General features: G+C 54.9%; 19 protein-coding genes. 5 read left to right on the top strand and 14 right to left on the bottom strand.

Annotated features, from left to right (window positions below):
- Positions 1-3: 3 nt before the first annotated feature.
- From KK078_RS01900 to KK078_RS01910, 3 genes are all read right to left on the bottom strand, one after another.
- On the bottom strand, positions 4-888 hold the full coding sequence (locus KK078_RS01900; RefSeq protein ID WP_254088539.1) for a YbbR-like domain-containing protein: 885 nt from the start codon (positions 886-888) through the stop codon (positions 4-6).
- A 129-nt stretch (positions 889-1,017) separates the two neighbouring features.
- A complete protein-coding gene (gene yajC, locus KK078_RS01905) occupies positions 1,018-1,332 on the bottom strand; it encodes a preprotein translocase subunit YajC (protein ID WP_254088540.1) in 315 nt (104 codons plus the stop codon).
- Between the two features lie 159 nt (positions 1,333-1,491).
- Positions 1,492-2,046: a hypothetical protein gene (locus KK078_RS01910; RefSeq protein WP_254088541.1), complete on the bottom strand. Its 555-nt coding sequence runs from the start codon at positions 2,044-2,046 to the stop codon at positions 1,492-1,494.
- A gap of 161 nt (positions 2,047-2,207) precedes the next feature.
- Between KK078_RS01910 and KK078_RS01915 the strand changes: the two genes are divergently transcribed.
- Positions 2,208-3,617 carry a DEAD/DEAH box helicase gene (locus KK078_RS01915; RefSeq protein WP_254088542.1) on the top strand — a complete coding sequence of 470 codons (1,410 nt, stop codon included), beginning with the start codon at positions 2,208-2,210 and terminating at the stop codon, positions 3,615-3,617.
- Between the two features lie 6 nt (positions 3,618-3,623).
- On the opposite strand, the gene mutS is transcribed toward KK078_RS01915, so the two are convergent.
- Positions 3,624-6,230, bottom strand: a complete 2,607-nt coding sequence (mutS, locus tag KK078_RS01920; RefSeq protein WP_254088543.1) for a DNA mismatch repair protein MutS — start codon at positions 6,228-6,230, stop codon at positions 3,624-3,626.
- A 55-nt stretch (positions 6,231-6,285) separates the two neighbouring features.
- Here mutS and KK078_RS01925 point away from each other — a divergent pair, with 55 nt between their 5' ends.
- The gene (locus KK078_RS01925) at positions 6,286-6,813 is read left to right on the top strand and encodes an RNA methyltransferase (RefSeq protein ID WP_254088544.1); all 528 of its coding nucleotides are present in this window, start codon (positions 6,286-6,288) and stop codon (positions 6,811-6,813) included.
- Positions 6,814-7,125: 312 nt separating this feature from the next.
- On the opposite strand, the gene metK is transcribed toward KK078_RS01925, so the two are convergent.
- On the bottom strand, positions 7,126-8,382 hold the full coding sequence (gene metK / locus KK078_RS01930) for a methionine adenosyltransferase (RefSeq protein WP_254088545.1): 1,257 nt from the start codon (positions 8,380-8,382) through the stop codon (positions 7,126-7,128).
- 74 nt (positions 8,383-8,456) lie between these two features.
- Entirely contained in the window at positions 8,457-9,164 is a 708-nt protein-coding gene (locus tag KK078_RS01935) for an SAM-dependent methyltransferase (protein ID WP_254088546.1), read from the bottom strand.
- Between the two features lie 45 nt (positions 9,165-9,209).
- Between KK078_RS01935 and KK078_RS01940 the strand changes: the two genes are divergently transcribed.
- Both KK078_RS01940 and KK078_RS01945 read left to right on the top strand, forming a co-directional pair.
- Positions 9,210-9,422 carry a DUF2905 domain-containing protein gene (locus KK078_RS01940; RefSeq protein ID WP_254088547.1) on the top strand — a complete coding sequence of 71 codons (213 nt, stop codon included), beginning with the start codon at positions 9,210-9,212 and terminating at the stop codon, positions 9,420-9,422.
- Between the two features lie 204 nt (positions 9,423-9,626).
- Positions 9,627-14,294, top strand: coding sequence for a hypothetical protein (locus tag KK078_RS01945; RefSeq protein ID WP_254088548.1), 4,668 nt, complete (start codon positions 9,627-9,629; stop codon positions 14,292-14,294).
- A gap of 304 nt (positions 14,295-14,598) precedes the next feature.
- On the opposite strand, the gene hutF is transcribed toward KK078_RS01945, so the two are convergent.
- The 6 genes from hutF to KK078_RS01975 form a co-directional block, all read right to left on the bottom strand.
- Positions 14,599-15,963, bottom strand: coding sequence for a formimidoylglutamate deiminase (hutF, locus tag KK078_RS01950; protein WP_254088549.1), 1,365 nt, complete (start codon positions 15,961-15,963; stop codon positions 14,599-14,601).
- Entirely contained in the window at positions 15,960-16,769 is an 810-nt protein-coding gene (locus KK078_RS01955; RefSeq protein WP_254088550.1) for an N-formylglutamate amidohydrolase, read from the bottom strand. Before KK078_RS01955 ends, hutF begins: the two co-directional genes overlap by 4 nt.
- 6 nt (positions 16,770-16,775) lie before the next feature.
- A complete protein-coding gene (locus KK078_RS01960) occupies positions 16,776-18,083 on the bottom strand; it encodes a glycoside hydrolase family 3 protein (protein ID WP_254088551.1) in 1,308 nt (435 codons plus the stop codon).
- Complete coding sequence (locus KK078_RS01965) at positions 18,070-19,305, bottom strand: D-alanyl-D-alanine carboxypeptidase/D-alanyl-D-alanine-endopeptidase (RefSeq protein ID WP_254088552.1); 1,236 nt, start codon at positions 19,303-19,305, stop codon at positions 18,070-18,072. Before KK078_RS01965 ends, KK078_RS01960 begins: the two co-directional genes overlap by 14 nt.
- A 72-nt stretch (positions 19,306-19,377) precedes the next feature.
- Positions 19,378-19,890 carry a DinB family protein gene (locus KK078_RS01970; RefSeq protein ID WP_254088553.1) on the bottom strand — a complete coding sequence of 171 codons (513 nt, stop codon included), beginning with the start codon at positions 19,888-19,890 and terminating at the stop codon, positions 19,378-19,380.
- 48 nt (positions 19,891-19,938) lie between these two features.
- The gene (locus tag KK078_RS01975) at positions 19,939-22,716 is read right to left on the bottom strand and encodes a triple tyrosine motif-containing protein (RefSeq protein ID WP_254088554.1); all 2,778 of its coding nucleotides are present in this window, start codon (positions 22,714-22,716) and stop codon (positions 19,939-19,941) included.
- Positions 22,717-22,879: 163 nt separating this feature from the next.
- On the opposite strand from KK078_RS01975, the gene KK078_RS01980 reads away from it, so the two are divergent.
- Positions 22,880-23,521, top strand: a complete 642-nt coding sequence (locus tag KK078_RS01980) for a YciI family protein (protein ID WP_254088555.1) — start codon at positions 22,880-22,882, stop codon at positions 23,519-23,521.
- A gap of 8 nt (positions 23,522-23,529) precedes the next feature.
- Here the strand turns inward: KK078_RS01980 and KK078_RS01985 are convergent, their stop codons facing one another.
- Both KK078_RS01985 and KK078_RS01990 read right to left on the bottom strand, forming a co-directional pair.
- The gene (locus tag KK078_RS01985; protein WP_254088556.1) at positions 23,530-24,132 is read right to left on the bottom strand and encodes a 2'-5' RNA ligase family protein; all 603 of its coding nucleotides are present in this window, start codon (positions 24,130-24,132) and stop codon (positions 23,530-23,532) included.
- A gap of 66 nt (positions 24,133-24,198) precedes the next feature.
- Positions 24,199-24,615 carry a hypothetical protein gene (locus KK078_RS01990; RefSeq protein ID WP_254088557.1) on the bottom strand — a complete coding sequence of 139 codons (417 nt, stop codon included), beginning with the start codon at positions 24,613-24,615 and terminating at the stop codon, positions 24,199-24,201.
- Between the last annotated feature and the right edge of the window lie 49 nt (positions 24,616-24,664).

Consider the following 24,664-nt stretch of genomic DNA (forward strand, 5'->3'; position numbering starts at 1 on the left):
AACTTAGAATTTAACCACAATGGAATCTACGGCCAGCACCCGACTGTACGGCGGCAGCCCCTGTATAACCGGTAGCACCCGCTTAACACCTTTCGAGAAGCTCTTCAAATCTACAACGGCATTGACCGAGTCATGGTTATAGCTTTTCAAAAAGCGCTGGGGAATAGCAAGTGTACACGGAAGCTGCCGCACACCCAGCGACGGCCGGGCGCCCTTTGGCAGATTGATGATCGTTAAGGTGATAGAGTCTTTGATGACCGTGAGCGGGTCGACATTGAACCGTACGGTCACGGTGGGCGGGTCGCGACGAATGAGGTCGCCGTTTACAAATTTCACTTCTACATCTTCCGAAAAGTTTTCGTCGATGTTGCGTTGCGGCAGCTTGAGGTATACCGGTTCCGACAGCGCCATCACCAGCTTCCACGGGCCTTCGATGAAGATCGAATCCGGTGCGATGGTAGCGTCGCTCGTCATGGCATAACCCTTGCGGAACAGAATATTCGGCGAGTCGAGGGCGAGGCTGATCCAGCGTGTACCTTTCGGCTCCAGGGCAATGCGCAGTGTATCGGACAATACGAAGTTGATCTCGAAACGTTCCAGTTGATTGGCGAACAACGGGGGCAGCGTACTGCCTACGATCTTTCTCACCTCCGACGGGCGCTCCAGCGGGATCACCAGCGGCGGTACTTTCAGTCCCAGGCTGCGGCGAAAGAGATCCCAGCCTGGACCCGTAACATTGATACGAATGCTTTTGGGGAGTGGATGCACCGCTACGTAGTCCTCTTCGGCATAGTCAAACGCCAGGGGGAAGCTGATGTTGGTTGTATACTTTTTGTTGAGCGCGTTAAAAAACCAGAAGACCGTGGCAGCGAAAAGGCATAATACCACGGGCTTCCAGTTTCTCCGGTTAAACCGTAAAAGATTGAATATGGAATTGATGACACTCATTCTTTTGCGCAATACTCCTGCAACACCCGTGCCCGGCGCGGGTATCGACCGGGTGGTAACGTCAACGGGTTAGGACGACTTCTTGGTCTGGTAGGCTTTGGTTGCCTCCATCGAGATAGCTGATTTGTTAAAGCGAATGCGGCCGCCTTTTTCAACTTCGAGAATAAACGTATCGCCTTCTGTTTCGGCTACTGTGCCATGGGCACCACCGATGGTGATAACATAGTCGCCGCGCTTAATTTCCTCACCGAATTTCTTTTGGTCCTTTTGCTTCTTTTGCTGCGGGCGAATCATGAAGAAATAGAATATGATGATGATCGCGCCGAAAACAATAAAAGACTGCCATTGGGGTCCTCCTTGTGCTTGTAACAGAATTGAAAACATAAGAATTAATAGTTTTTAAGGGCTCAAAGGTATCCTAATTACCACAAACATACCAGCCCGCCCGCGGAAATGGGTTGCCTGGCCTGGGGTAAAAAAAGAACCCGGCGGGCATAAAGCCCGGCCGGGTGTCTTTAACCTGTAAATAAAAATCGTTGTGCCTTAGTCGTGATCGGCGGCATCTGCCTTTTCCAGCTCCTCGTCAACGATCTTCTCGATGACTTCGCGCTGCCGTTCGTCTATCGTCTTGTCTACTTTGGCCTGCTTTTTCATAAAACGCAGCATGGCGTTCTTCTTGATCTCGTAGGCGATAAAGACGGTATACTCTTTGGTCTTGTCGTTGTAGTACTTTTTCTCGTCCATCTTGCGCAGGTCGGCCATGTTGGTGTTCATCACCTGCCGCACGAGGCTTTGGAATTTGTCGGCCACGTCGGCGGCATTGGCATTTTCGGTCTGGCCGAGGTACTGATCGGCCACCTGTTTCATGGTCGTATTGATCTGGCCGGCCAGCTCGGCTTTGGCGTCAATGTCGGCTTTGCCTTTGGCGATGTTATCCTGCGAGCTTACGCCCTTGCCGGAGGCCCGCCAGAAGCGATTGTTGGATTGGTACGCGTTGCTTTGAAAGGGCTCTTTTACTTTCGATCCGAAAGGACTCGAGGCACAGGCCGTGAGCAAGGCCAGGGTCAGTACGGTGGTTAGTCGACAAAGCGTCTGCATAAAGCTGGTTTGTTGCGTTAAAACTACGAAAAATTGTGCCAGAGATAGCAAGAACTTGGCAGGATGGAAAAATTGCAGTAAATCGCATAAGCATTCAGCCCCGACGCCTGCCATTATTTTGTTTTGTAAAGATTGACACTGAACTGTAAAAACTTTTTTTCTTGACCTTCGAGGATTTTAATTTCGACGAGAAGCTGCTGGACGGCCTGTCGTCGATGGGCTATACGAAGCCCACGCCGATTCAAGGACAGGCCATTCCGATGATCCTGGAGAATCACGACCTGATAGCCTGCGCACAAACGGGCACGGGTAAGACGGCAGCCTATATTCTGCCCATCCTGAACAAAGTACTGCACGCGGATCACCGGCATCTGAATACGCTCGTTATCGCGCCTACGCGCGAGCTGGCACAGCAGATCGACCAACAGATCGAAGGCTTTGCGTATTTCCTGGGTGTAAGCTCTATTCCCGTATACGGCGGCGGTGACGGCGCTACGTGGGACCAGCAGCGAAAGGCCCTGGAGCAAGGCGCCGACATCATCATTGCCACCCCTGGCCGGCTTATCGCCCTGCTGGCCGCCGGCACCATTAAATTCGATCACTTAGAGCACCTGGTGCTCGACGAGGCCGACCGCATGCTCGACATGGGCTTTTACGACGACATTGTGAAGATCATCAACTACCTGCCCAAGAAGCGGCAGACGTTGCTGTTCTCCGCCACCATGCCGCCCAAGATCCGCATGCTGGCCAACAAGATCCTGACCGAGCCCAAAGAGATCAATATCGCCATTGCAAAGCCCGCGGCGGGCATTTTGCAGCAAGCGTATGTGGTGCACGATGCGCAGAAGGGTGCCGTGCTGAAGCATGTGCTCAAGACCGTGCCCTGGAAGAGCGTGATCATCTTTGCGTCCACCAAAGAGACGGTGAAGAAACTTGACGTGGTGTTTCAAAAAGGGGGCCTGAACGCCCGTGCTTTCCACTCCGACCTCGAACAGCAAGAGCGTGAGGAAATCCTGCGCGCCTTTAAGAATAAGCAGGTAAACATGCTCATCGGTACGGACGTGCTTTCGCGTGGTATCGACGTGGAAGGCATCAGCCTGGTGATCAACTGGGACGTGCCGCCCGATCCAGAAGATTATGTGCACCGCATTGGCCGTACGGCCCGTGCCGAAACTACCGGCACCGCGGTGACGCTTATCAACGAGCGCGACCAGCGCAAATTCTACAGCATCGAAACGCTGATCGACAGCGTTATTCCTAAACTGCCCTTGCCGCCAGAAGCGGGCGAAGGCCCGGCCTACGAGCCGCAGAAAAAGAAAAACATCTCCGGTCACGGCCGTGGCGGTGGCGGTGGTCGTCCGGGCGGCGGTGGCCGTCGTGGTGGACAGGGACAGGGTCACGGCAGGCCGCGTGGGGAAGCCAATGGCAATGGTGCGAACGCCAATGCAAACGGCGGCGAGAAAAGCGACCGTCGGCGTCCAAAGCGACGCAGAGGCGGAAACCGCGGAGGAGGAGACAATAGAAATACCGGCAATGCCGGAGGCAATACAGAAAACAAAGGGGCGGCGTAAGCCCCTTTATTTTTTTAGTACGGTGATCAGCTCGTTCAGCTTGAGCAACGCCTCCACGGGGCTGATGGTATTGATGTCGATCTTGCCCAGCTTTTCTTCGATCTCGGTAAAGCGTGGGTCGGCGGCGAACAGGCTCATCTGCGGTGTGGCTACCGGTATATTTTCCATCCGCTTTTTGTCTTCGTTCTTGTGCTTATCCTTTTCGAGGAAGTGCAGGATCTCGTTTGCGCGCAATACAATGCGGTTGGGCATGCCCGCCAGCTGTGCCACGTGTATACCAAAGCTGTGCTCGCTGCCGCCTTCTTTCAGCTTGCGCATAAAGATGATCTTATCGCCCACCTCTTTTACCGACACGTTAAAGTTACGCACGCGCGTCAGGTCTTCTTCAAGCTGGTTCAGCTCGTGGTAGTGGGTGGCAAAAAGTGTCTTGGGTTTAAAGTCTTTGTGGTTATGCAAATATTCGACAATGGCCCAGGCGATAGACACACCGTCGTAGGTGCTCGTACCGCGGCCGATCTCGTCCATCAGGATCAGGCTGCGATGGCTGAGGTTGTTCAGGATGCTGGCGGTCTCGATCATCTCCACCATGAACGTCGACTCGCCCTTCGACAGGTTGTCGGACGCGCCCACGCGGGTAAATACCTTGTCGACAATGCCGATGGCGGCAGCGTCTGCCGGCACAAAGCTACCCATCTGGGCAAGCAGCACGATGAGCGCCGTTTGGCGTAGCAACGCCGATTTACCCGCCATGTTGGGACCGGTAATAATCAGCACTTGTTGCTTTTCGCTGTCGAGGTATATATCGTTGGGGATATACGGCTCGCCGACCGGCAGCTGTTTTTCGATGACGGGGTGGCGGCCTGCTTTGATGTCGACGATGTATGAGTCGTTGATCTGCGGGCGGGCGTAGCGATTGGCGCGGGCCACGACAGCAAAGGACAGCAGACAGTCGAGCTGTGCCAGCACACGTGCGTTGAGCTGGATCTGTGGAATAAACGCGGCGGCCGCCGCGATGAGGCCATTAAAGATGCGCTGTTCGATCACGATCAGCTTATCCTCTGCATTCAGGATCTTTTCTTCGTATACCTTCAGCTCTTCGGTAATGTAGCGCTCGGCATTCACCAGGGTTTGCTTCCGGATCCAGTCGGCCGGTACCTTGTCTTTGTTGGCGTTGCTTACTTCGAGGTAGTAGCCGAACACTTTGTTATAGGAGATCTTCAGGGAGCCAATGCCTGTGCGTTCCACCTCGCGCTTCTGGATCTGCAGCAGGTAGTCCTTGCCGGAGAACGCGATCTTCTGCAGCTCGTCCAATTCGGCATCGATGCCCTCTTTAATGAGGTTGCCCTGGTTGGTGGCGATGGAAACGTCTTCGCGCAATTCCTGCTCGATCTTCGCCACCAGCGTGTCGCACAGGTGCAGCTGGCTGGCCAACCGTTGTAAACCCGGCGTGGTCTGCCGGCTCAGCTCGTGGCGTATGGGCTCGATGGCCTTGAGCGAGCGCTTCAACTGCAGCATTTCGCGCGGGTTGATGCGGTTTACGGCCACCTTGGAAATGAGGCGCTCCAGGTCTGCAATCTGCTTGAGCGGCTCGATTAGCGCTTCGGTCAGGTTGGTATCGGCATAAAAGGTATCGACTACAGCCAGGCGTTCTTCAATGGCATCCTTCTCTTTCAGCGGCAGAATCATCCACTTGCGCAGCTGGCGGGAGCCCATGGGGGTGACCGTGCGGTCGACGATGTCGATCAGGGGCACACCGCCGTCCTGCTGGGAGGTAACGATCTCGAGGTTGCGTACGGTGAACTTGTCCAGCCACACGTAACGGTCTTCGTCGATGCGGGCGATCGACGCGATGTGCGATGTATCTTTGTGCTCGGTGTCTTCGAGGTAATGCAGAATGGCACCGGCGGCGACGATGGCTTCGGTATAGTCTTCCACGCCAAAACCTTTCAGCGTCGTAGTCTTGAAATGCGTTGTGAGCTTCTCGTACGCATAGTCGTATCCATAGACCCAATCTTCCAGCGCATAGGTGCTGTAGTCGTTGCTGAAGAGTCCGTCGAACTTGGCACGGAACTGCTTGCAATAGATCACTTCTGACGGCGCAAAGCCCTGAATGAGCTTGAGGATATAGGTCTCGTTGCCCTGCGCGGCATAGAACTCGCCGGTGGAGAGATCGAGGAAGGCTACGCCAAAGGCGTCTTTTGTACAAAAGACAGACGCCAGGAAGTTGTTTTGCTTGCGGTCGAGTACGTTGTCGTTGAACGACAGGCCGGGTGTTACCAGCTCGGTCACTCCGCGCTTTACAATGCCTTTGACGAACCGCGGGTCTTCCAACTGGTCGCAGATCGCCACGCGGTTGCCGGCGCGCACCAGCTTGGGCAGGTAGGTGTCGAGGGCGTGGTGGGGGAAGCCGGCCAGGGCCGTTTCAGAGGCCGAGCCGTTGCCGCGCTTGGTCAGGACGATGTCGAGTACCTTGCTGGCCGCAATGGCATCCTGTCCAAAGGTTTCGTAAAAGTCGCCCACACGAAAGAGGAGGATTGCACCGGGATACTTCGCCTTCAGGGCATTGTATTGTTTCATCAACGGTGTTTCAGCGGAGGTCTTGGTTTCGGCCATGGGGCAAATTAAATACTTTTTCTTTTGTTTGCGGCAGGTTTCCCCTGTCTGATCTATGAAGAAGCTAATACTGGAAGAACTTGGAAGAATGTCTGTTGCGGAGTTTCAGGAAGCTCCCAAACTGCCCATATGCCTGGTGCTTGACAACATCCGCAGCCTGCACAACGTGGGCGCCGCGTTCCGCACCGCCGACGCTTTCCGCATTGGCAAGATCTACCTGACGGGCATCACGGGCACGCCGCCGCACCGGGAAATTCAGAAGGCGGCGCTCGGCGCGACCGAGTCTGTGCAATGGGAATATGTGGCGGAAACCGTGGATGCCGTGCGGAAGTTGAAGGAGGAAGGCTATACGATCGTGGTGGTAGAGCAGACGACGGAAAGTGTTTCGCTGGAGACGTTCAGGCCAGCGGCGGATATCCGCTATTGTTTGGTGTTTGGGAACGAGGTGAACGGGGTGAGTGAGGAGGTGCTGCCGCTGACGGACCTGGCATTGGAAATTCCGCAGGGGGGGACGAAGCATTCTTTGAATGTCTCAGTTTGTCTGGGGATTGTAACCTGGGAGTTTTTTAAGCAGCTGCGGTGAATTTGATCGCTGCTGGCAGGCTTACGGTCCACGGAATGGACAGCAAAAGGCGGGTTTATTTCGGATATATAATAGTATCGATATAGAATTGAAATAGCATTGAAATAGAATTAAAATAGTCTTAAAGGGCTATTAAATACCTATCTCAATATTCGTTTGCTAACGCCAGGTATAGGCACCAAGCGTTAACGGAGGTGCGCTACCTGTGCCGGGAATTCCGGATCGGATTACCGTCAGTGGTGCAACCAATACCAACAAAAAAAGCCGCCCCGATCCCGGGACGGCCTTATGCGTTATTATAACACGTATGACTTAAGCCAGTTTGAAGGCTTTCTTCACGGCGTCTACGTAGTCGAGCTTTTCCCAGGGAAACAGTTCTACTTTTACTTTTTTCTCAGAAACTTTACCCTTGTTAAAGATTTTTTCTACCACCTGCGGCTCACGGCCCATGTGTCCGTAGGCTGCGGTTTCGGCGTAGATGGGGGTGCGGAGGGCGAAGCGCTGCTCGATGAAGTACGGGCGCATGTCGAAGATCTTCGCAACCTTTTGGGCGATCTCGCCGTCGCTCTGTTTCACTTTAGACGTACCGTAGGTGTTTACGTACAGGCCTACCGGCTGGGCCACGCCGATGGCGTAGGCTACCTGTACCAGTACTTCGTCGCACAGGCCGGCGGCGACCAGGTTCTTGGCGATGTGGCGGGTGGCGTAGGCTGCCGAGCGGTCGACTTTTGAAGGGTCTTTGCCCGAGAAGGCACCACCGCCGTGGGCACCTTTGCCGCCGTAGGTGTCAACGATGATCTTGCGGCCTGTCAGACCGGTGTCGCCGTGAGGACCACCGATCACGAACTTGCCGGTAGGGTTGACGTGATATTGAATGTCGGCGTTGAAAAGCTTCTGCACGTGCTTCGGCAGCTTCTTCTTAACGCGGGGGATCACAATGTTGATCACATCGTCTTTGATCTGCTTCAGCATGACGGCGTCTTTGGCGAAGTCGTCGTGCTGCGTAGAGATTACGATGGTGTCGATGCGTTGCGGCTTGTTATCGTCGCTGTACTCGATGGTCACTTGCGACTTGGCATCCGGACGCAGGTATTTGATTGCTTTGCCTTCGCGACGAAGGATGGCCAGCTCGCGGAGCAGCAAGTGGGCCAGCTCCAACGGCAGGGGCATGTAGTTGTCGGTCTCGTTCGTGGCATAACCGAACATCATACCCTGGTCACCGGCGCCCTGGTCTTCTTTCTTTTTGCGTACAACGCCCTGGTTGATGTCGGGCGACTGCTCGTGGATAGCCGAAAGGATACCGCATGAGTTGGCTTCGAACATGTACTCGCTCTTGGTGTAACCGATCTTGCGGATCACCTCGCGGGCAATGTCTTGAACGTCCAGGTAAGCTTCTGATTTTACCTCTCCTGCCAGTACTACCTGGCCGGTGGTTACGAGGGTTTCGCAGGCGACTTTGGAAGCAGGATCGTAGGCAAGGAAGTAATCGATAAGGGCGTCAGAGATCTGATCTGCAACTTTGTCGGGATGGCCTTCGGATACCGACTCGGAGGTAAATAAATACGGCATAAGGATTACACTGGGGTTTTAAAATTTAGCGGCAAATTTGGTTGAAACTGTATAAGAAATCAAATCAAACGGCTCTAGGCCAAAAATAAAAATACGGCCGGTACTTTGGGCAATTCAGGCCGCAGGTTTTTCCATTTACTCACCGTAAACGTTTTAATGCTCTCGTCCTTGCCGGTAAGGTCTGCCGCTATACACAAACGTGTATCGTCGTGCAGGTTCTGCAGCAGGTTTTTCAGCATGGTGTTATTGCGATAAGGTGTTTCGATAAAGAGCTGTGTTTGCTGGCGGCTGCGCGATTCCTTCTCTAAGGCCTTAATGGCGTTGGCGGCTTCTTTGCCATCGATCGGCAGGTAGCCGTGAAAGGTAAAGCGCTGGCCGTTCAGGCCCGAACCCATCAACGCCAGCAACAGCGACGAGGGGCCTACCAGCGGGGCCACCTGTATGCCCTGTTCATGCGCGTATTGCACCGCCAACGCGCCGGGGTCGGCTATGCCGGGGCAGCCCGACTCGGAGATCACACCCAGGTCATGTCCCTCCAGCAGGGGTTGAAAAAGGGCTTTGAGTTCGGCCGGTTTTGTATCTTTGTTCAGAACTTCGAACTGCAACGGCTCAATGGAGGCATAGAGCTTGAGGCTGCTGAGAAAGCGGCGGGCCGTGCGGACGTCCTCGGCCAGAAAATGGCGTATGCCGGGCAGCGCCTGGCGCACGTGCTCCGGAATAACGGTTTGTTGGGTTTCTTCTGCTATGCTGCTGGGAACCAGGTACAGGACGCCTTTTTTCATGTGTTTTAGCTGACGGAAGCGCAAAGTTCGTAAGAAAATGGCAGTATGGGCAAAATCCTGATCGTTGTAGGTTTAGTTTGTATTATCGCGGGCCTGGTGGTTTTGTATGGGCCCAAGCATCTGTGGCCCGGACGCCTTCCCGGCGACATCCGGATCGAACGCGAGAACTACAGCTTTCATTTCCCGATCATGACGTCTTTGTTGCTCAGCGTGCTGCTTTCGCTGATCCTGTATTTTGTTAACCGGTGGAAAAACTAACCCCGGTTAGTCCAGCGTTAGTTTATTATTCAACTATTATTTCCGAATTTCAAGGTTTAGTTTTTTGTGAAGCAGGTTCGATCATATTTTTTTCTCCTGTCTTTTTTGTCCGCCCTTGTGGTGTCGGCCCAGAAGAGATCAGAAAGTGCTATTCCGCTGAGTTTCCCCGACAGTATCCGGGTGGTGTTTGAAAACACCCGCAATATGGACGCGTCTGTGATCGGTGCCAGCTTTGCCTCTGCATGGGGCAGCCTGTCGCCCGACCAGCAGGACATGGTACACCGCCAGGCCTTCCAGCTGCGCAAAAAGAAATACCCGCTCAAGCCGGCGATGATCCACTATTTCGGGGCCATTGCCAACGCCGTCACCGTAGAGCATGCCGACCCCGCCAAGCTCACGGCCTACCTCACCGTGGCCGGGCAGGTCATTGCCCAGGAGTCGTCCGCCAAAGCCCAAAACTTCTTTCGCCTCAGCCGTACGTTCTTTCAATACCATGCGCTGAACTACGAGCGTCCGTTCCGGCTGTATGCCCGCGACGACGACTATACGTTTGAGTACATCGCGCCCGCGCCTGCGTTCGACATGAACGACACGACCTCCATGGCGTCGTCCAACGCCGACCAGCTATACGTAGACCCCGCGCAGCCAGATCCGAATCAAAACTTTGATGCCGGTGGCGGCGCCGACTCGATCTTTTCCGAGGCTCCGCTTTGGATGAACCCTCCTCCCCCGCCTGTCGTAGAAGGCCCCGTGCTGCGGTTCAACCGGGTCACCCTGAACTTTGTCACGAAGTACGATTCCATCTTTGTCAAGAATACCAAGGGCGTGGTCTCGATGCGCAACGGGTTGTTCGTGGGCGAGTCGGGCACGGTCGACTGGACGCCCGCGCTGCTGAGCCCCGACAGTGTATACTGTAATCTGGGCAGCTACAACTTCCCCATTAACAAGTCCGAGTTCAGATCCGACCTCGTTCAGTTTAACTATACCGGCTACACGCCGGGGTTGATCCCCGGTACCTTCGAGTTCAAGTCTGTTACACGCAAAGACTCGGTGGCGTCCAGCTATCCGCGTTTTAAGTCCTATCAAAGCAATCTGAACATCACCGGCGTGGGCGATGAGAATGTGAAATACCGCGGGGGTTTTTCGCTTACCGGCCGCAAGATCTCCAGTGCCTCGGTGGGCGGCGATCCGGCATTGATCGAGATCTCGCACAACGGCGATAAAAAGCTTACGGCGCGCTCGTCTGAATTTCTTTTTACCGACTCCACGATCATATCTAAAAAGGCGTCGGTGGTGCTGCAGCAGCGCGGCGACTCCATTACGCACCCGGCCGTACGGGTACGCTATGCGTTCGGCCGCGACAGCTTGCAGAAGATCGTCATCCAGAAAGACAAGGGCAGCATGAAGCACACGCCCTACTCGTCTTCTTTCTTTAAAGTAGACTTTGCGGCAGACGTGATCCGCTGGGATTTGTTCTCCGACAGCCTCGACATCTATACCGACGGCGGCCGTAACACGGTGCCGATGGTGATCGAGTCCGCGGACTTCTACGACCAGGAAGATTTCCGCCTGCTGAAAGGCGAAGGCTTTTCTTTCCATCCGCTGGGCCTGGTAGCGAACTATTGTGTCAAGAATAAGACGCGCGAGTTCTATTCGGGCGATCTGGCAAGTTTTTCCGGCAAGGAGGCGCGCGACATCAAAGCGGCGATCGAGTTCCTGCGCGAGAAGGGCCTGGTGTCATACGACCCCAAGACCGACCTGGTACGTGTAAAAGAAAAGGCCGTCCTGAGCTTTAAAGCCTCTAAAGGCGAGATGGACTATGACAACCTCAAGATCCATTCCGTCATCGACAGCTCGGCCAACGCCAGCCTGAACTTTGAAAAAGGGTATATGACGGTGCGTGGTGTGGAAGAGTTTAAAGTAAGTGACTCGCTGAACGTGCGGATCCAGCCCGACAGCGCTGTCATTACGCTGTTACAGAATCGCGACATCAAATTCGACGGTACGATCAACGCCGGTAACTTCGAGATCAGCGGCAAAGGTTTTACGCTGAATTACCAGGGCTTCTATATTGACCTGACGCGCATCGACTCCATCAACTTCTTTGTGATGGAGCGGAATGCCAAAGGAGTCATGGTACGGCGAAAGCTGAACAACAACATGGTGGGGGCAGACTCGGCCACGGCCCAGGTGAGCGGCCTGGGCGATGCGTCGCAGAAGTCGGGTACGCTGTATATCAGCAAAGCCAGCAACAAGTCGGGTATGAGTAAGATCCCCAACTATCCGCGCCTGGACGCGTCGGGGGGTGGTGCGATCTACTTTGACAGGCCCGAGGTACTGGGTGGCGTGTACGATCGCTCCATGTTCTTTGCCGTGCCGCCGTTTAAGCTCGACAGCCTGAACGACGCCGACCCGGCGTCCATCAACTTCGACGGTACGTTCGTGTCCAACGGCATGTTCCCGGCCTTTAAAGAGAAACTGCACTCGCAGCCCGACAAGTCACTCGGTTTTGAGCACTATATACCACGCGGAGGCTACCAGATGTACAACGGCGACGGTAAGATGCACGGGGCGCTGACGCTGAACAACCGCGGTCTGCGTGGTACGGGTAAGATCGAATACCTGGCGGCCACGGTATCTTCACACGACTTTGTATTTTATCCCGACTCGGTCGTGGGCCGGGGTGAGCGCGCGACGATCTCTGAAAAACAATTTGGCGACGTGCGTTTCCCGCAGGCGTCGCTGCCCGACTATGAGATGAAGTGGTTGCCCAAGCAGGATCAGATGCGGCTCAAGAACCAGAAGTCGCCGTTTAACTTCTACGATTCCACGGCGCAGATGCGTGGTACGCTAACGATATCCAAGCAAGGCGTTGCCGGTACGGGTAAGCTCGAGACACGCGGCAGCGAACTGATCTCACGCAACATGAACTTTACCGCCGACGACTTCAGCGCGCGCCATGCGCGGTTTACGGTAAAGTCAGAAGACCCCAACAAGCCGCTGTTGTACGGTGTGGATGTGCGGATGAAGTTTAACCTGAAAGAGAACTATGCCGATGTCAGCCCGGAAGTAGAAGGTGTGGCCGCCATTGCGTTCCCGTTTGCGCAGTTCAAGACCTCTATCCCCAAAATGCGATGGGATCTTGACGAGCAGAAGATCTCTATGAGCAAAGACCCCGATGTGCCCATCGAGAAGTCTTACTTTTATACCACACGCAAAGACCTGGACTCGTTGCACTTCAACGCCGAGCGTGCCGAGTACAACCTGAAGACGCAGGAGCTGAAGGTAAGCGGCATTCCCTACATCACCGTGGCCGATGCGAAGATCACGCCCGAGAACAACGAAGTGCTCATTCTCGAGAACGCCAAGATCGGTACGCTTAAGAATACTACCATCATCCTCGACACACTCAACGGGTATCACCGTCTGACGGAAGGGGTCGTGGACATTATTTCGCGGAAGCGGTTCAGCGGTTATGCGACGTATCAGTATGTAAACTTCCTGCGGGATACCTTCGCCATCAAGATGACGGACTTCCACCTCGAGCCGATCGCGGTAGAAGAAACCTCGCGCCGGTCGAAGTCGCGTAAGAACTCGGTCGCCACGCAGCAGACCGTGGCTACCGGCGCCGTGGAGGATAAGGAGAAGCTGGTGTTGGGTGCCGGCATGTTCTACAAAGGCAACATGACCATGTATGCTACGCGCCCCGCGCTGCAGCTTACCGGCTTTGTGAAGCTCGACATCAAAAAGATCAAGAACTATAACACGTGGATCGAGTATACCCAGACCGGTGATGAAACCGATGTGCACATTGACTTCGACAACGCCATAACCGAAGATGGAAAGAAAATAAACGCCGGCCTGCACTTCTCGACAGACAACGACCTGTATATCACGTTCGTCAACGACAAGAAGAGCGAAGAAGACGAAGACTTTTTTACACCCAGCGGGGCGCTCCACTACGATACGGCGTCGCATGAGTTTAAGATCGAAAGCCTGGAGAAAGCAGCCGGCACGTCGCTTTCGGGAAAAGTATTTGCGTACAACGATGATAACATGCAGGTGCGCTTTGAAGGGCCGGTCAAGCTCTTCCCCGGCATGAAAGACTTCAATCTCGTCACCACGGCGCTCGGCCAGGGCAATATGGAAACGAACGAGATTCGCATGAACACCTTCATGATGATGGAAAGCAACGTGCCCGTGGGCGCGTTCGATCTCATGGGGAAACAGATCCAGGAGGTTATTAAGAACGAGGGTGCCGACGAAGGCCTGGGCGACCAGACGGAACTGTTGTATAAGATCGCCGACATCGTGGGCGAGAAGGTGGTAAAAGATTTTGAGCAACGCAGCCTGCAAGGCTATGTGTCGCTGAGCACCATCGCCGCGTTGGCCAAGCCGCTCGTCATTTCCAATGTGAACATGAAGTGGTCGGAGAAGCGGAAGGCGTTTTATAGCGAAGGTACGATCGGTATATCCAACATCGGCCGCAACGACATCAACGGGGCATTTGAAGGTTTCATCGAGATCCGCAAGAACGAAGACGGCGCCCCCGTAGCCCATATCTTCTTTAAGGCGTCGCCGGATGCCTGGTACTATTTCGGTTTTGAGGACAACCGTCTGATGGTGCACTCGTCTAACAGCGACTTCAATAATATCATCTCGAAGAAGAGCAATGCCGGCAAGGCCAAGGTTGGCGAGGTAGCCTTTATTCCCGGCAGCGACGACGAGACGCTTGCTTTCATCAACCGCTTCCGCGCACAGTACTACGGTATTGACATACCGTATAGCCTAAGCGAAGGCTCATCGGTAGCTAAAGAGAAACCCGCGGAGGAGGAGAAGAAGGAACCGAAGAAGGAAGACGACGGGTTCTAGTGAGCGGATTGGCAGACACCGGTTTTTGAATGTTCCAGCCAACCCTGTAAGGGTGTAACTCATTAGCCCAGGTTGGAGCGTAGCGTAGGCCTGGGTAAACAGATAGCATAGACGATATTCAAGCCCTGAAAGGGCGAAACACTTCGAGACATGCACGCCCCGAACTGTTTCGCCCTTACAGGGCTGCGCTTTTGCTTGCATGACAGACCCAGGCCTTCAGCCTGGGCTGATATATCTCGCCCCTTCAGGGCTATGTATTCGTTTGTGTTATATACTTGGCTCGAAGGCCGCTTTCTTTTGTGAACTACACGCTACTATATTTCAGAAATGTGCGGAGTATACGTGCTTCCTCTACGTGGTGATGTGATTTCACTTTCCACTGGCCATCCACCAACGTGCCCAATATGATCGAGCTGTCGGAGGTATATATAATGGTCGGCAGCCAGTGTTCGCGCCCGGCCTGTGCCAACAGGGGTGTGCGGGCGTTGTATACCACGGCATCCAGGGGTTGACCTATTGCAAAATAGTCCCGGCCTTCCACGCCCATGGCACGACGGCCGGCGATCAGTGTCTTATCGATCAGCGTGGCTGCGCCATCGTCAAATGTATTTCGTTTATGCGTGGTGAAGCGTTGGGCATAATCCAGCCAGCGCAGGTCTTCCAGCGGGTTGAGGCTGATGTGGCTGTCGGTGCCGATGGACCAGCTACCGCCGTGTGCGGCAAAGTCTGTCAGGCGGAAGATGCCGTCGCCAAGGTTGCCTTCGGTGCCGGGACAAAGAACAACGTTTGCCTTACTGGCGGCCAGGCGGCTTACTTCGTCGTCGCTCAGGTGCGTGCAGTGTACCAGGTGTACCCGTTCGTTCAGCGGCAGGTTGTTCAATAACCATTCCACGGGACGTTGTTTCAGGTGTGCTATACTGTCGTCTATTTCTTTGCGCTGCTCGGCGGCGTGCAGGTGGAAAGGGATATTCCGAGGGCCTTCCTGCATGACGCGGATCACATCCGGCGCTTCTACGGCGCGTAGCGAGTGTACGCCAAAGCCCAGACGCGCCTGCGGATAGGCCGCCACCGCGTGGGCCGAATCATCCAGCAACTGAAAATATTCATCTGTGCTGGCCGAGATGAACCGGATCTGCCGAGGTTGTGGCGGTGCGCCGAAGCCGCCCTTCTGGTACATGACGGGTACGAGTGTGATCTTAATACCGGTGGTCTTTGCCGCAGCGACCAGCCGTTCGCCCATCTCGGCCAGGTTGCTATACGGCTTGCCGTTCTTATCGTGGTGGAGGTAATGAAACTCGGCTACATGGGTGTATCCACGTTTGAGCAGCTCGGCGTAGAGCATCGTTGCGACGGCTTCCAGCTGGTCGGGGTCCAGGGTGAGCGCACAGCGATACATGGCTTCACGCCAGCTCCAGAAATCGTCTTTCGAACCCGCCGGGTGTTTTTCCGCCATGCCGGCCATGGCAAATTGAAAGGCATGCGAGTGTGCATTCTGAAAGCCCGGTATTGCCAGACCTTGTACCGCTTCGATGGCTACGGGTTCTGGCGGAGCCTTATCGGCCATGTATTGAATGGCGCCTTGCGCATCCACCCCCACCACGGCCGGCGAGAGCCAGCCGCCCCGGACCAGCAGACCGGTGAATTGATAATATTTCAGATCGTGCTTCATGCCTTCGTTTGTAGCTGTAGGGCAAGATTTTGAAGGGTACGTTTTAAAAGCTTCTGCATGGCGGTGGCCCGTTGCAGATCGTAGCGCAGCTGGGTGTCATCCATATAGTGCACCTTGGTCATTTCCAGCTGCAGTGCATGGCGGCCGTTGGTGGGGGCGCCGAAGTGCCGGGTAATAGTTCCGCCCTTGAAGGGATGGTTGTGGTTCACCTGATAAGCACCGCGGCGAAGCGATTCCAGCGCAGCCTGCGTGAGGTTCACATCGGCCGCGTGCCCGTCGGCATCTCCGAGGATCAGGTCGGGGAAAGCGTCGGGCTGGATCGTCGGTACGATCTGGCGGATGGAGTGACAGTCCCACAACAATACTTTTTTGAACCGGGCCTGGAGGCGCGTCAGATGCTCGTCCAGCTGGCGGTGGTACGGCCTATAGTATAGATCCAGGCGTCGCGCCACTTCGCCGGCGGCGACGTCTTTGCGCTCGTCGGTATAGAGTGGGTTGCCGAGGAAGTCTGTCGTAGGGCACAAGGCGGTAATGATGCGGCCGTCGGTATAGAGCGGCTTGCTGTCGGGGTCGCGGTTCAGGTCGATCACCCAGCGGCTGTAGTTTGCCGTGACCATGGTAATGCCCAGGGACGGCACAAAGCCATAGAGCTTGTCCACAAACCAGTCTGTGTCGTCGGGCGCTTCGATCAGCGATGACTTATACTGGTCTTTGATGTCGTCGGGAAAATTTACGCCGCAGTGTGGCACGCTGACCAGAATGGGCAGCTCTTCTCCTTCGGCCGGGTGAATGGTGAAAGCATCCATACGTGCTTAACGTTCAGACTTGCGTTTTTTCTTTTTCTTCTTCGATGACGACTCTTCGCTTTGCTTGCGCTGCCCCTCCTGCATAGCTTTTTGCAACGCCGCCTGTGCTTGCTCCAGCGCTTGCGTCTTCAGGCGAAGCGCGTCCTGGGCCTTGGCCAGCTCGGCGGTTAGTTTGCCGAGCTGCTGCTGCTCGTTGGCGGCCAGGGCATTTTGCGAGAGGCGTTTCTTCAGCGTCATAATGCGGCGGAAGCTTTCGTCGATGCGCTGGCGCGGGATCTCGCCGCGTTCTACCATGCCGCGAATGATGGTGTGTACTTTGTCGACTGTGCGCTGGTCGCTGCCGGCGATGTTGTTGGAGAACGTCATGATATCGACACCCCCCAGAATGGCCATCTTGATCGCTTGCTCAAAGCCGTAGTGTTTGGTGATGGCCTGCATCTGCATGTCGTCGGTAAAGATCACACCTTTGAAGTGATACTGGTTGCGCAAGAGGCCCGTCAGCACATCGGCCGACAGCGTGCCGGGGTAACCGTTCTTATCGAGGTTACGGTTTACGATGTGCGAGGTCATGATGGCGTCTACGTAGCCGGAGTCGATCAGCGTTTTATAGGGCTTCAGCTCTTTTTCATTCCAGGTGTTCGTTACATCGGCCATGCCCAGGTGCGTGTCGTCTTTCGAGCTGCCGTGACCGGGAAAGTGTTTGAGGGAGGTAAGCACGCCGTAACGACGGTGCATCTTTACGACTTCTTTGGCCATCCAGGCTACGGTGTCTTCGTTCGCCGAGAAAGCGCGGCCGTGTTTGGCAATGATGGGGTTGGTGGGGTTTGACGCGAGGTCTACCACGGGCGCAAAGTTTACGTTGATGCCCAGACCGGCCAGCGTGGAGGCCGTTGACTCGCTATAGAACCGCACGGAGTCGAGGTTTTTCGTCCTGGCCATTTCGGCCGCGGTGATCGACCTGGGAAAGCCGTATTTGTCTTTCAACCGGTTCACCTTCCCACCTTCCTGGTCGATGGTAATAAACAGCGGAATCGGAGCGGCCTGCTGGTACGTCCACGTGATCTTCTTCAGTGCATTAAAGGAATTTTTCTGCGGAATGTTCTTTTCAAAGATAAGGATCGAGCCCACCTTACCCTGCCGGATCTCGCGCAGTACTTCCGGATCGACATCGGCTTTCGGAAAGCCGATCAGGATCATCTGCCCGATCTTGATATCGAGGCTGTCAGTTTGTGCGTAGGTACGCGGGGCTGCCAGCAACGCTGCCAGGCACAAGCATAGGTAGGATATGTGTTTTTTCATCTCAATAGTTCTCATGGATTTTCTTCAGGGTTTCCTGCATGTGCTGCCGGATGATGGCAGTCGATGCGGTATAGTTATTATGCATGAACGAGAAGATCAGCAGCCGGCCGCTCTTCGCGACCAGGAATCCGCTCAGACAATGGTTGTTGCTGAGCGTACCGGTCTTGCCATAGATGTAGGGCGCATCGCCTTTAAAATAGTTTCGGATGGTGCCTTTCGAACCGCCGATCGCCAGCAGTGGAAAGAGCCGTTCGCGCGGCACGGTATGGTATATCTTCTCCCACAGCTGCACGATAGAGCGGGGTGTGAACAAGTTGTAACGCGACAACCCGGAGCCGTCTTTCCACACCGGCACGTCCGCCAGGTCGCGAAGGTCGTGCTTTTTCATGTAGTCGATGGCGATCTCCGGCTGCAGCGTGTCGCTCAGCACACCGGCACAGGCCAGGAGCAACTGCTCGGCGATAAAGTTGTCGCTGTCCTGCATCATGACGCGGTACAGGCTGTCGGTCGGGATACCTTTTAGCGTCTGCGCTCCGAGGCGGGCAACAGGCTTTTCCAGCAGGGTCACCACCCGCTTGAGCGTATCGCCCAGTAGTTGCGCCGTTAGTATGGGGCTGGTCTTATAGGGAATGGTAAAGGTCTTTGTCGAAGCCTGCACGCCCGGGTGATAGACAAACTGGTTGCGGTCGAGGTCGCGGATGACGGCGGGTTTTTTCTGAATAATACCGGGCAGGATGCTCGTGCGAAAGAACGGAGGCACTACCTGCGCGGTACTGCCGGCGGTAGTGAAGGCGGCCAGGTTGCCATAGATCGGCAAGGCGCTTCGCTCGGAGGCATAGTAGTCGTTATAGTCGTCCCACGCCCAGCCGGGGCCGTAAAAAGCGGTCGGAAAATTATCCGCCGCAAAATATAGTTGCTGCGGTGCGCCTTTCAGATAGGTATAGACGGTGCCATCGGTATACACCCAAGGGTATAAAAACGACGGGTCGCCGGTGCCCCAGAAAATGAGCGAGTCGCCGCGCACGGTATACTTCAACGCGGGAATGGAGTCGCCCAGCAGCTTGAGGCTGGTAAAGAACGTAAAGATCTTGGTGTTCGATGCAGGAGTAAAGTAGGTGCTGCCGTTGTAGTCAACGAGCTTTTCTTTTTTGAGCGGGTCATAGAGAACAAATCCCACATGCTCCTGCAGCGCGGCTTCTGTTTGGCGAAAGGTTTTTTGCAGTGCCCTGGGTGACACGGGCGAGCACGCGTAAAGCGCCGCGCCGATCATTACTAAAAAAAAATGGCGTACCGTGTGCTGCATACCAGACTATTGCAGGTATCGCTCCCGGAGGATGTTGTAGTGGTGCATTTCGTGGCCGGCAATGACGTAGCCCAGGTGGAAGACCGACAAGATCTTGCCGTTCGCCGAACCCGACCGTTGCAACATCTCGGGGGTAAAGCTCTGGAACATATCGATCGTCGACTGTCGCAGGTTCGCAGCCTCTCGTGCTATCTGTGCCAGCGTGCGGCCGTGGGCGTTGGCTTGCGGCGCATAGTCATTTTCTTCAAAGCCGTGCAGTGCCGTCTTATCGTTGCGGGCAAACCGCAGGGCGCGGTAGGTGAAGATGCGTTCGGCGTCGACGAGGTGGCAGAGCAGTTCTTTGATGGTCCACTTGTCGGGACCATACCGATACTCGCCTTTGTCTTCGGGGAGAGACTGTACCAGCCCGGCCATGCGCTTGCGCGCGATGTCGAGGGCATCGAGAAAGTCGTAGTCTTTTGCCAGGGTCACATAACCTTTGTAGCCCTCGGGAATTGCCGATAGATCTGGTCTTGCCATGTTCAAAAATAACAAAAGGACCTGAACACGGGAAGCCGGCGGGGGCCCTTATTCTTTTTTGTCGTCGGCAGGTGCGGCCTCGGGTGTCAGGAAGCGCTGCAGCCTGCCTGTGAGCGAACCCTCCTTGAGCATGAAGTTGCGCAGGTAGCCTTCGACCGGCAGGATCATAAAGGCCACCACCACCTGTATAAAAAAGTCGAGCACCGGGCTGGTGGGGGTCTCAAAGGTTTTGCCGATAACTGTCTGAATGAACTGCAGCAACATGATGATCGTGAGCAGCGAGAGCACGCGGCTGATGATGCGGAAGCGGCTGCTCAGGCGCATCGAAAGCATTACCAGGCCCGAAAAGACCAGGAACTCCAGGGCATAGAACCACGGACGCTTCCAGTACGGTGGCAATACCTCAAAGGCCACGGTGGGCAGCTCGCGGATCTTGCCAAAGATATCGCGGGACTGTACCATCAACACATAGTCGTTGGAAGGCAGGTAGGCGAAGTTGATGATGTTGTTGCTGACAGACCAGTCGGACCACTCGTCTTCCAGACCGGCCAGCTGATAGCGGTACTCGATGGACTGTGGTGCAAGGTAGTCGGGCTGAATCACGTCAAAGGTCAGCGAGCTCCTGGTTTCGTCCAGGGCGAAGTCGCGCAGGTCCATCGCTTCGTTTTCGTTGCGGGCGGCCTTGAGCAACGGCTTGTTGCCGACCTCGTAGGGTGTCAGCTTTTCGCCGTAGAATTTATACAGCTCGTTGTTGCCGGTTACGAGCCAGAGGTTCTCGCCGTTCTGATCGATGGTTACAAAGCGCAGGTTTTGTTGCAGGTTCAGCAACTGCAGGTTGCTTTGGCCGTGTGTTTTGCCCAGGATGTTCCAGGTGTGGCCGTCGTTGTAGAGTATGTCTTCGCCGTCGGAGAAATGTAGTGCCGGTTTGGGCAGCGAGTCGATGCGCACGAAGGTGTGGTTGGCCGGGTCAAACCGGAAGAAGCCATCTTTGTGGGCCAGCACGATCTCTTTGTTCCAACGCACGCAGGCTATCTTGTTGAGCGTGGGGTTGCTGATGGGCAGCTCATCGACATTCTTTAATGTGCCGGCGGCCATGTCCACGTGGTATACCTTGTCGGGTGCACAGAGCCAGAGGTCGTGGTTGTTACCGTCGGTTATGGCTTCGATGTCGTCGTTGATCGTGTTGAGGGTCGACGACGGTGTCCAGCCTTTGGCGCCCGGTGCAAAGGCGCGTACGTCGTCGTCGTATGTGGACACCAGCAGCATCCCGAGGTTGCGGGAGGCATAGGCTATACGCACCGGCTCTTCCAGAATGGGTCGGGCGGTCAGGCCTTCGATCTCGAAGGCGCCGCCGAGACCTACGGCGATGAGCTTATTGTCGACGATCACCAGCTGCGTGATCTTGGCATTTATACCCTGCACCTTTTTATACCGGTAGGTTGTCGTGCGCAGCACGCGCTCGGTCTTTTTAATTCGGCGATTGACGGTCCGGGCGTGCGGCGTAGCCGAGGGTGTTGCGGCGGTCGGCGGGAGCGCCGTGCCAGCCTCCGCAGGGGCGGATTGTGTTATGATCGGTGCGCTTTCTTTGTTGCGGTTCTTCTTCAGAAAGCGAAGGAACCCTTTTCGTTTGGGCCCCGCGGGTTGCGTTGTCTCGTCAGCCGGTGCCGTGGGCATCGTTTGTGTGGCGGGCGCCGGTGTGGCCGATGGTGTTGCGCCTGCCTGTGGTTGGACCTCCGCCACCTCGATAAAGTACGTGATCTCATCGTAGAGATCTTCCTTTTCCAGCTTAAAGAGTCCCAGCGAAGTGCCCGCATAAACACTTCCCTGAAAGGCCCGGGCACAATGCAGGTTGCCGGCCAGGCCGTTATAATGACTAAAGGAACGGAACGGCATATACGGTGACACACGTGTAAAACCATATTCATGGGCCGCCCAGATACACTGGCTCTGATCGCTCATCAACGCGTATACTTCGTTGTCGGGCAGGCCGGTGTTATAGTTTACGATCTCCTGCGTTTTGCCGGTGCTGGCTTGTACGAAGATCAGGCCGCCGCGCAGGGTGCCCAGTACAAACAGATCTTTGTTCACCCATGTGCCGCTCACGATCACGCTGGCAGCGGCATAGGCGTCGTCTTCCAGCACGACCAGGCGGGGCTTGAGGTTTTCGCCTACCAGGTATACACTGTTGTCGGAGAGGCCCACGAGGTATTGATTGTCGTAGCCCTGCGAGAAGACGACCTCTTCGGTATCCGAGAAGTTGAGCCGCGACCGCACAAGCTTGTTGCCGTCGACCTTAAACAGGCCCATGTGGGCGGTATTGATGTATACTGCGCCGAAGATCTCGAAGAGGCTGCCGAAGGTGCCGGTTTGTTTGGTAGCGTTTACGGTAAGCGTTGCCTGACCGGGGGTTTCAATGTAGAGGGCATGCTCGCCGACAAAGTAGGATTTCTTTTCCTGCAGCAGACATTGAAAGACATCGGTAACACCCTTGGGCGAGATAACCGTGGTTGTGCGGTGGCCCATGTTGCGCGTGGCCACGGTGCCGTAGCCGGCGGCGCCTGCCCAGTAGAGCTCGCCCGACGGCGCCAGTTGAATGGAGTATACGGCGCCGTCGTTCAGCAGCGTGTTCCAGTTACGGCCGTCAAATTCGAGTATACCGCGGCGTGTGGCAAAGTATACCAGGCCGCTTTTTTCCTGGGCGATATCGAAGCACACTTCGTCAAACCGATCTTCACCAGGTGTATAGTGCGAAAGGAAATAATTGCCCGTCTGGCTATAAAGCTGAAGCGAAGCCAGCAGCAGAAAGGTGAACACAGTAAATTTCATACAAAGCCACGTGCGTCAAAGTTACGGAGTATAGCCGGTGAAAAGTAGCGACCGGTCAAAAAAGAATCATGATGTAATATTCACAAACAGATATTCCAAATTAGTAGCTTTATAGAAGGTTTTTGACTACACCGCTATGTGCCTGAAACGGTTTATTTTCTGTTTGCTGCTACTGGCTCCCGCCTACCGCGGATGGGCCCAGCAGGATGCGTACACGTTTGTTTTCCTGACAAAAAACGCTAACGCCGATAAAATCACGCAATCTTTGTTGGATTCGCTCATGAAAGGGCACATGGCCAACATCAGCCGCCTGGCGGCCGAGGGCAAGCTTATCGCGGCCGGACCCTTTGACGGCGGCGGCGGTATTTTTATCCTTCGCACTGCTTCGACCGATCAGGCCCGGGAGTGGCTCAGCTCCGATCCGGGCATTCTTGCGCGCCGGTGGGAAGTAACGCTATATCCCTACAAGCCTTTCATCGGTTCGGTCTGTGCCGTCAAGGAACCCTACGAAATGGTGAGCTATGCCTTTGTGCGATTCGATATGGTCGTCACTAAATTTACGGCACAGAATTACCCCGACATCCTGCGTCGCCACGAAGAGTATGTCCGGAAGCTGGCCACGACGGGCAACGTCGTCACCTATGGTATATTGGGGGAGCACGACACGGGCATCCTGGTCATGAAAGGCGAAGTACAACCCGAAGTGATCGAAGCCGACCCGGGCATACAAGAGGGGCTGTTTGAAGTGCAATATAAAAAGCTATACATCGCCCGGGGCTCGTTCTGCGAGCCGACGGGGAAATAGGCTCCCGGTTATTGATGCAGCTCGATCGGACCCGGCCGCTCATCTCCTGCCGAAGCGGTGGGGTCGAATAAAAATTCGCGGAAGGGCTCCCAGATCTTGCCACTGTGTTTTAACAAAAAGAAGCCGCCCACGTGAAAGCGTGCCGTGAAGGTGCGTTGTTGAAACTCCTCCCAGGCCTTTGCAAACATGGGCTTCTTCAAATCGCGAAACGCCAGCGTGAGGTGTGGATGAAAGGGCTGGTCTTTGTAATCGGCGTTAAAGAGATTGAGACTGCGTTTGCAAAAACGATGCAGATCCTTGTTCAGCGCATGCAGCAACGGGTTGGCTTCTACTTCGATAAAGATCACCCGCGGTGGAAAAGCATTGAAGTTTATCAGCTCGATCTTGAGGGCCTCGCGGCCCGTGGCGAATTGTTCCAATGCCTCTATCAGGTCGCCTTCTTTTTCTTCCTTCCACTTGAAAGGCATGTGCAGCGTGATATGCGGCGGCGAGTTGAGCGAGGCTTTGCTGTTGTATTGGTCGCGGAAATAGTGTTTCAGTCGTAACGCATCGTCAGACACCGGGGGCGGTGGGATGATCGCAATAAAGTATTGTCTTTCCAGTCTTTCCATGCACCTTTCAGACCCGGAAATTCGAAAACAAATTCTGTATCTAATAGCCTTTCCCCATAAACTTTTCTAAAAGCCCAGGTGCGGAAGAAAGCCTTTGCCCCGTTCGCTTCTTTTCAGGACCTCATACCAGGTGATACTATAGTAGCCGAGTGCCAGGATCCATGCAGGTATCGTCGTGAAAAGCAGAAGTGTGCGTCTATTCGCGATGTCTGCCTGGAACAGGAGGATCAGAACAGCCAGGTACAGCAGGGATGCCAGGAGGTGTATGCTTTTGGGCTTTGAGAATTTTGTCTTCCGAAAAACAGATGCCAGCGAGCCGATCAGCTGCCAGGGCCCCAGGAACAACTGAATAAACAGTATCGCCAGTGGCCAGTCGCCATCATGGGGATTGGATTCGATCGCTACGGCGGTGAGGACGACCAACGCCACCAATATACACAGGCTTTGCACGACAAGGTCGATATATTTCCAATAAAGACGCATACCAAAAATATTTAAGTGTTCAATGTTTTCAAACTTTCAATATTTAATG

This window comes from Dawidia soli, assembly GCF_018598185.1.
GTDB lineage: Bacteria > Bacteroidota > Bacteroidia > Cytophagales > Cyclobacteriaceae > Ohtaekwangia > Ohtaekwangia soli.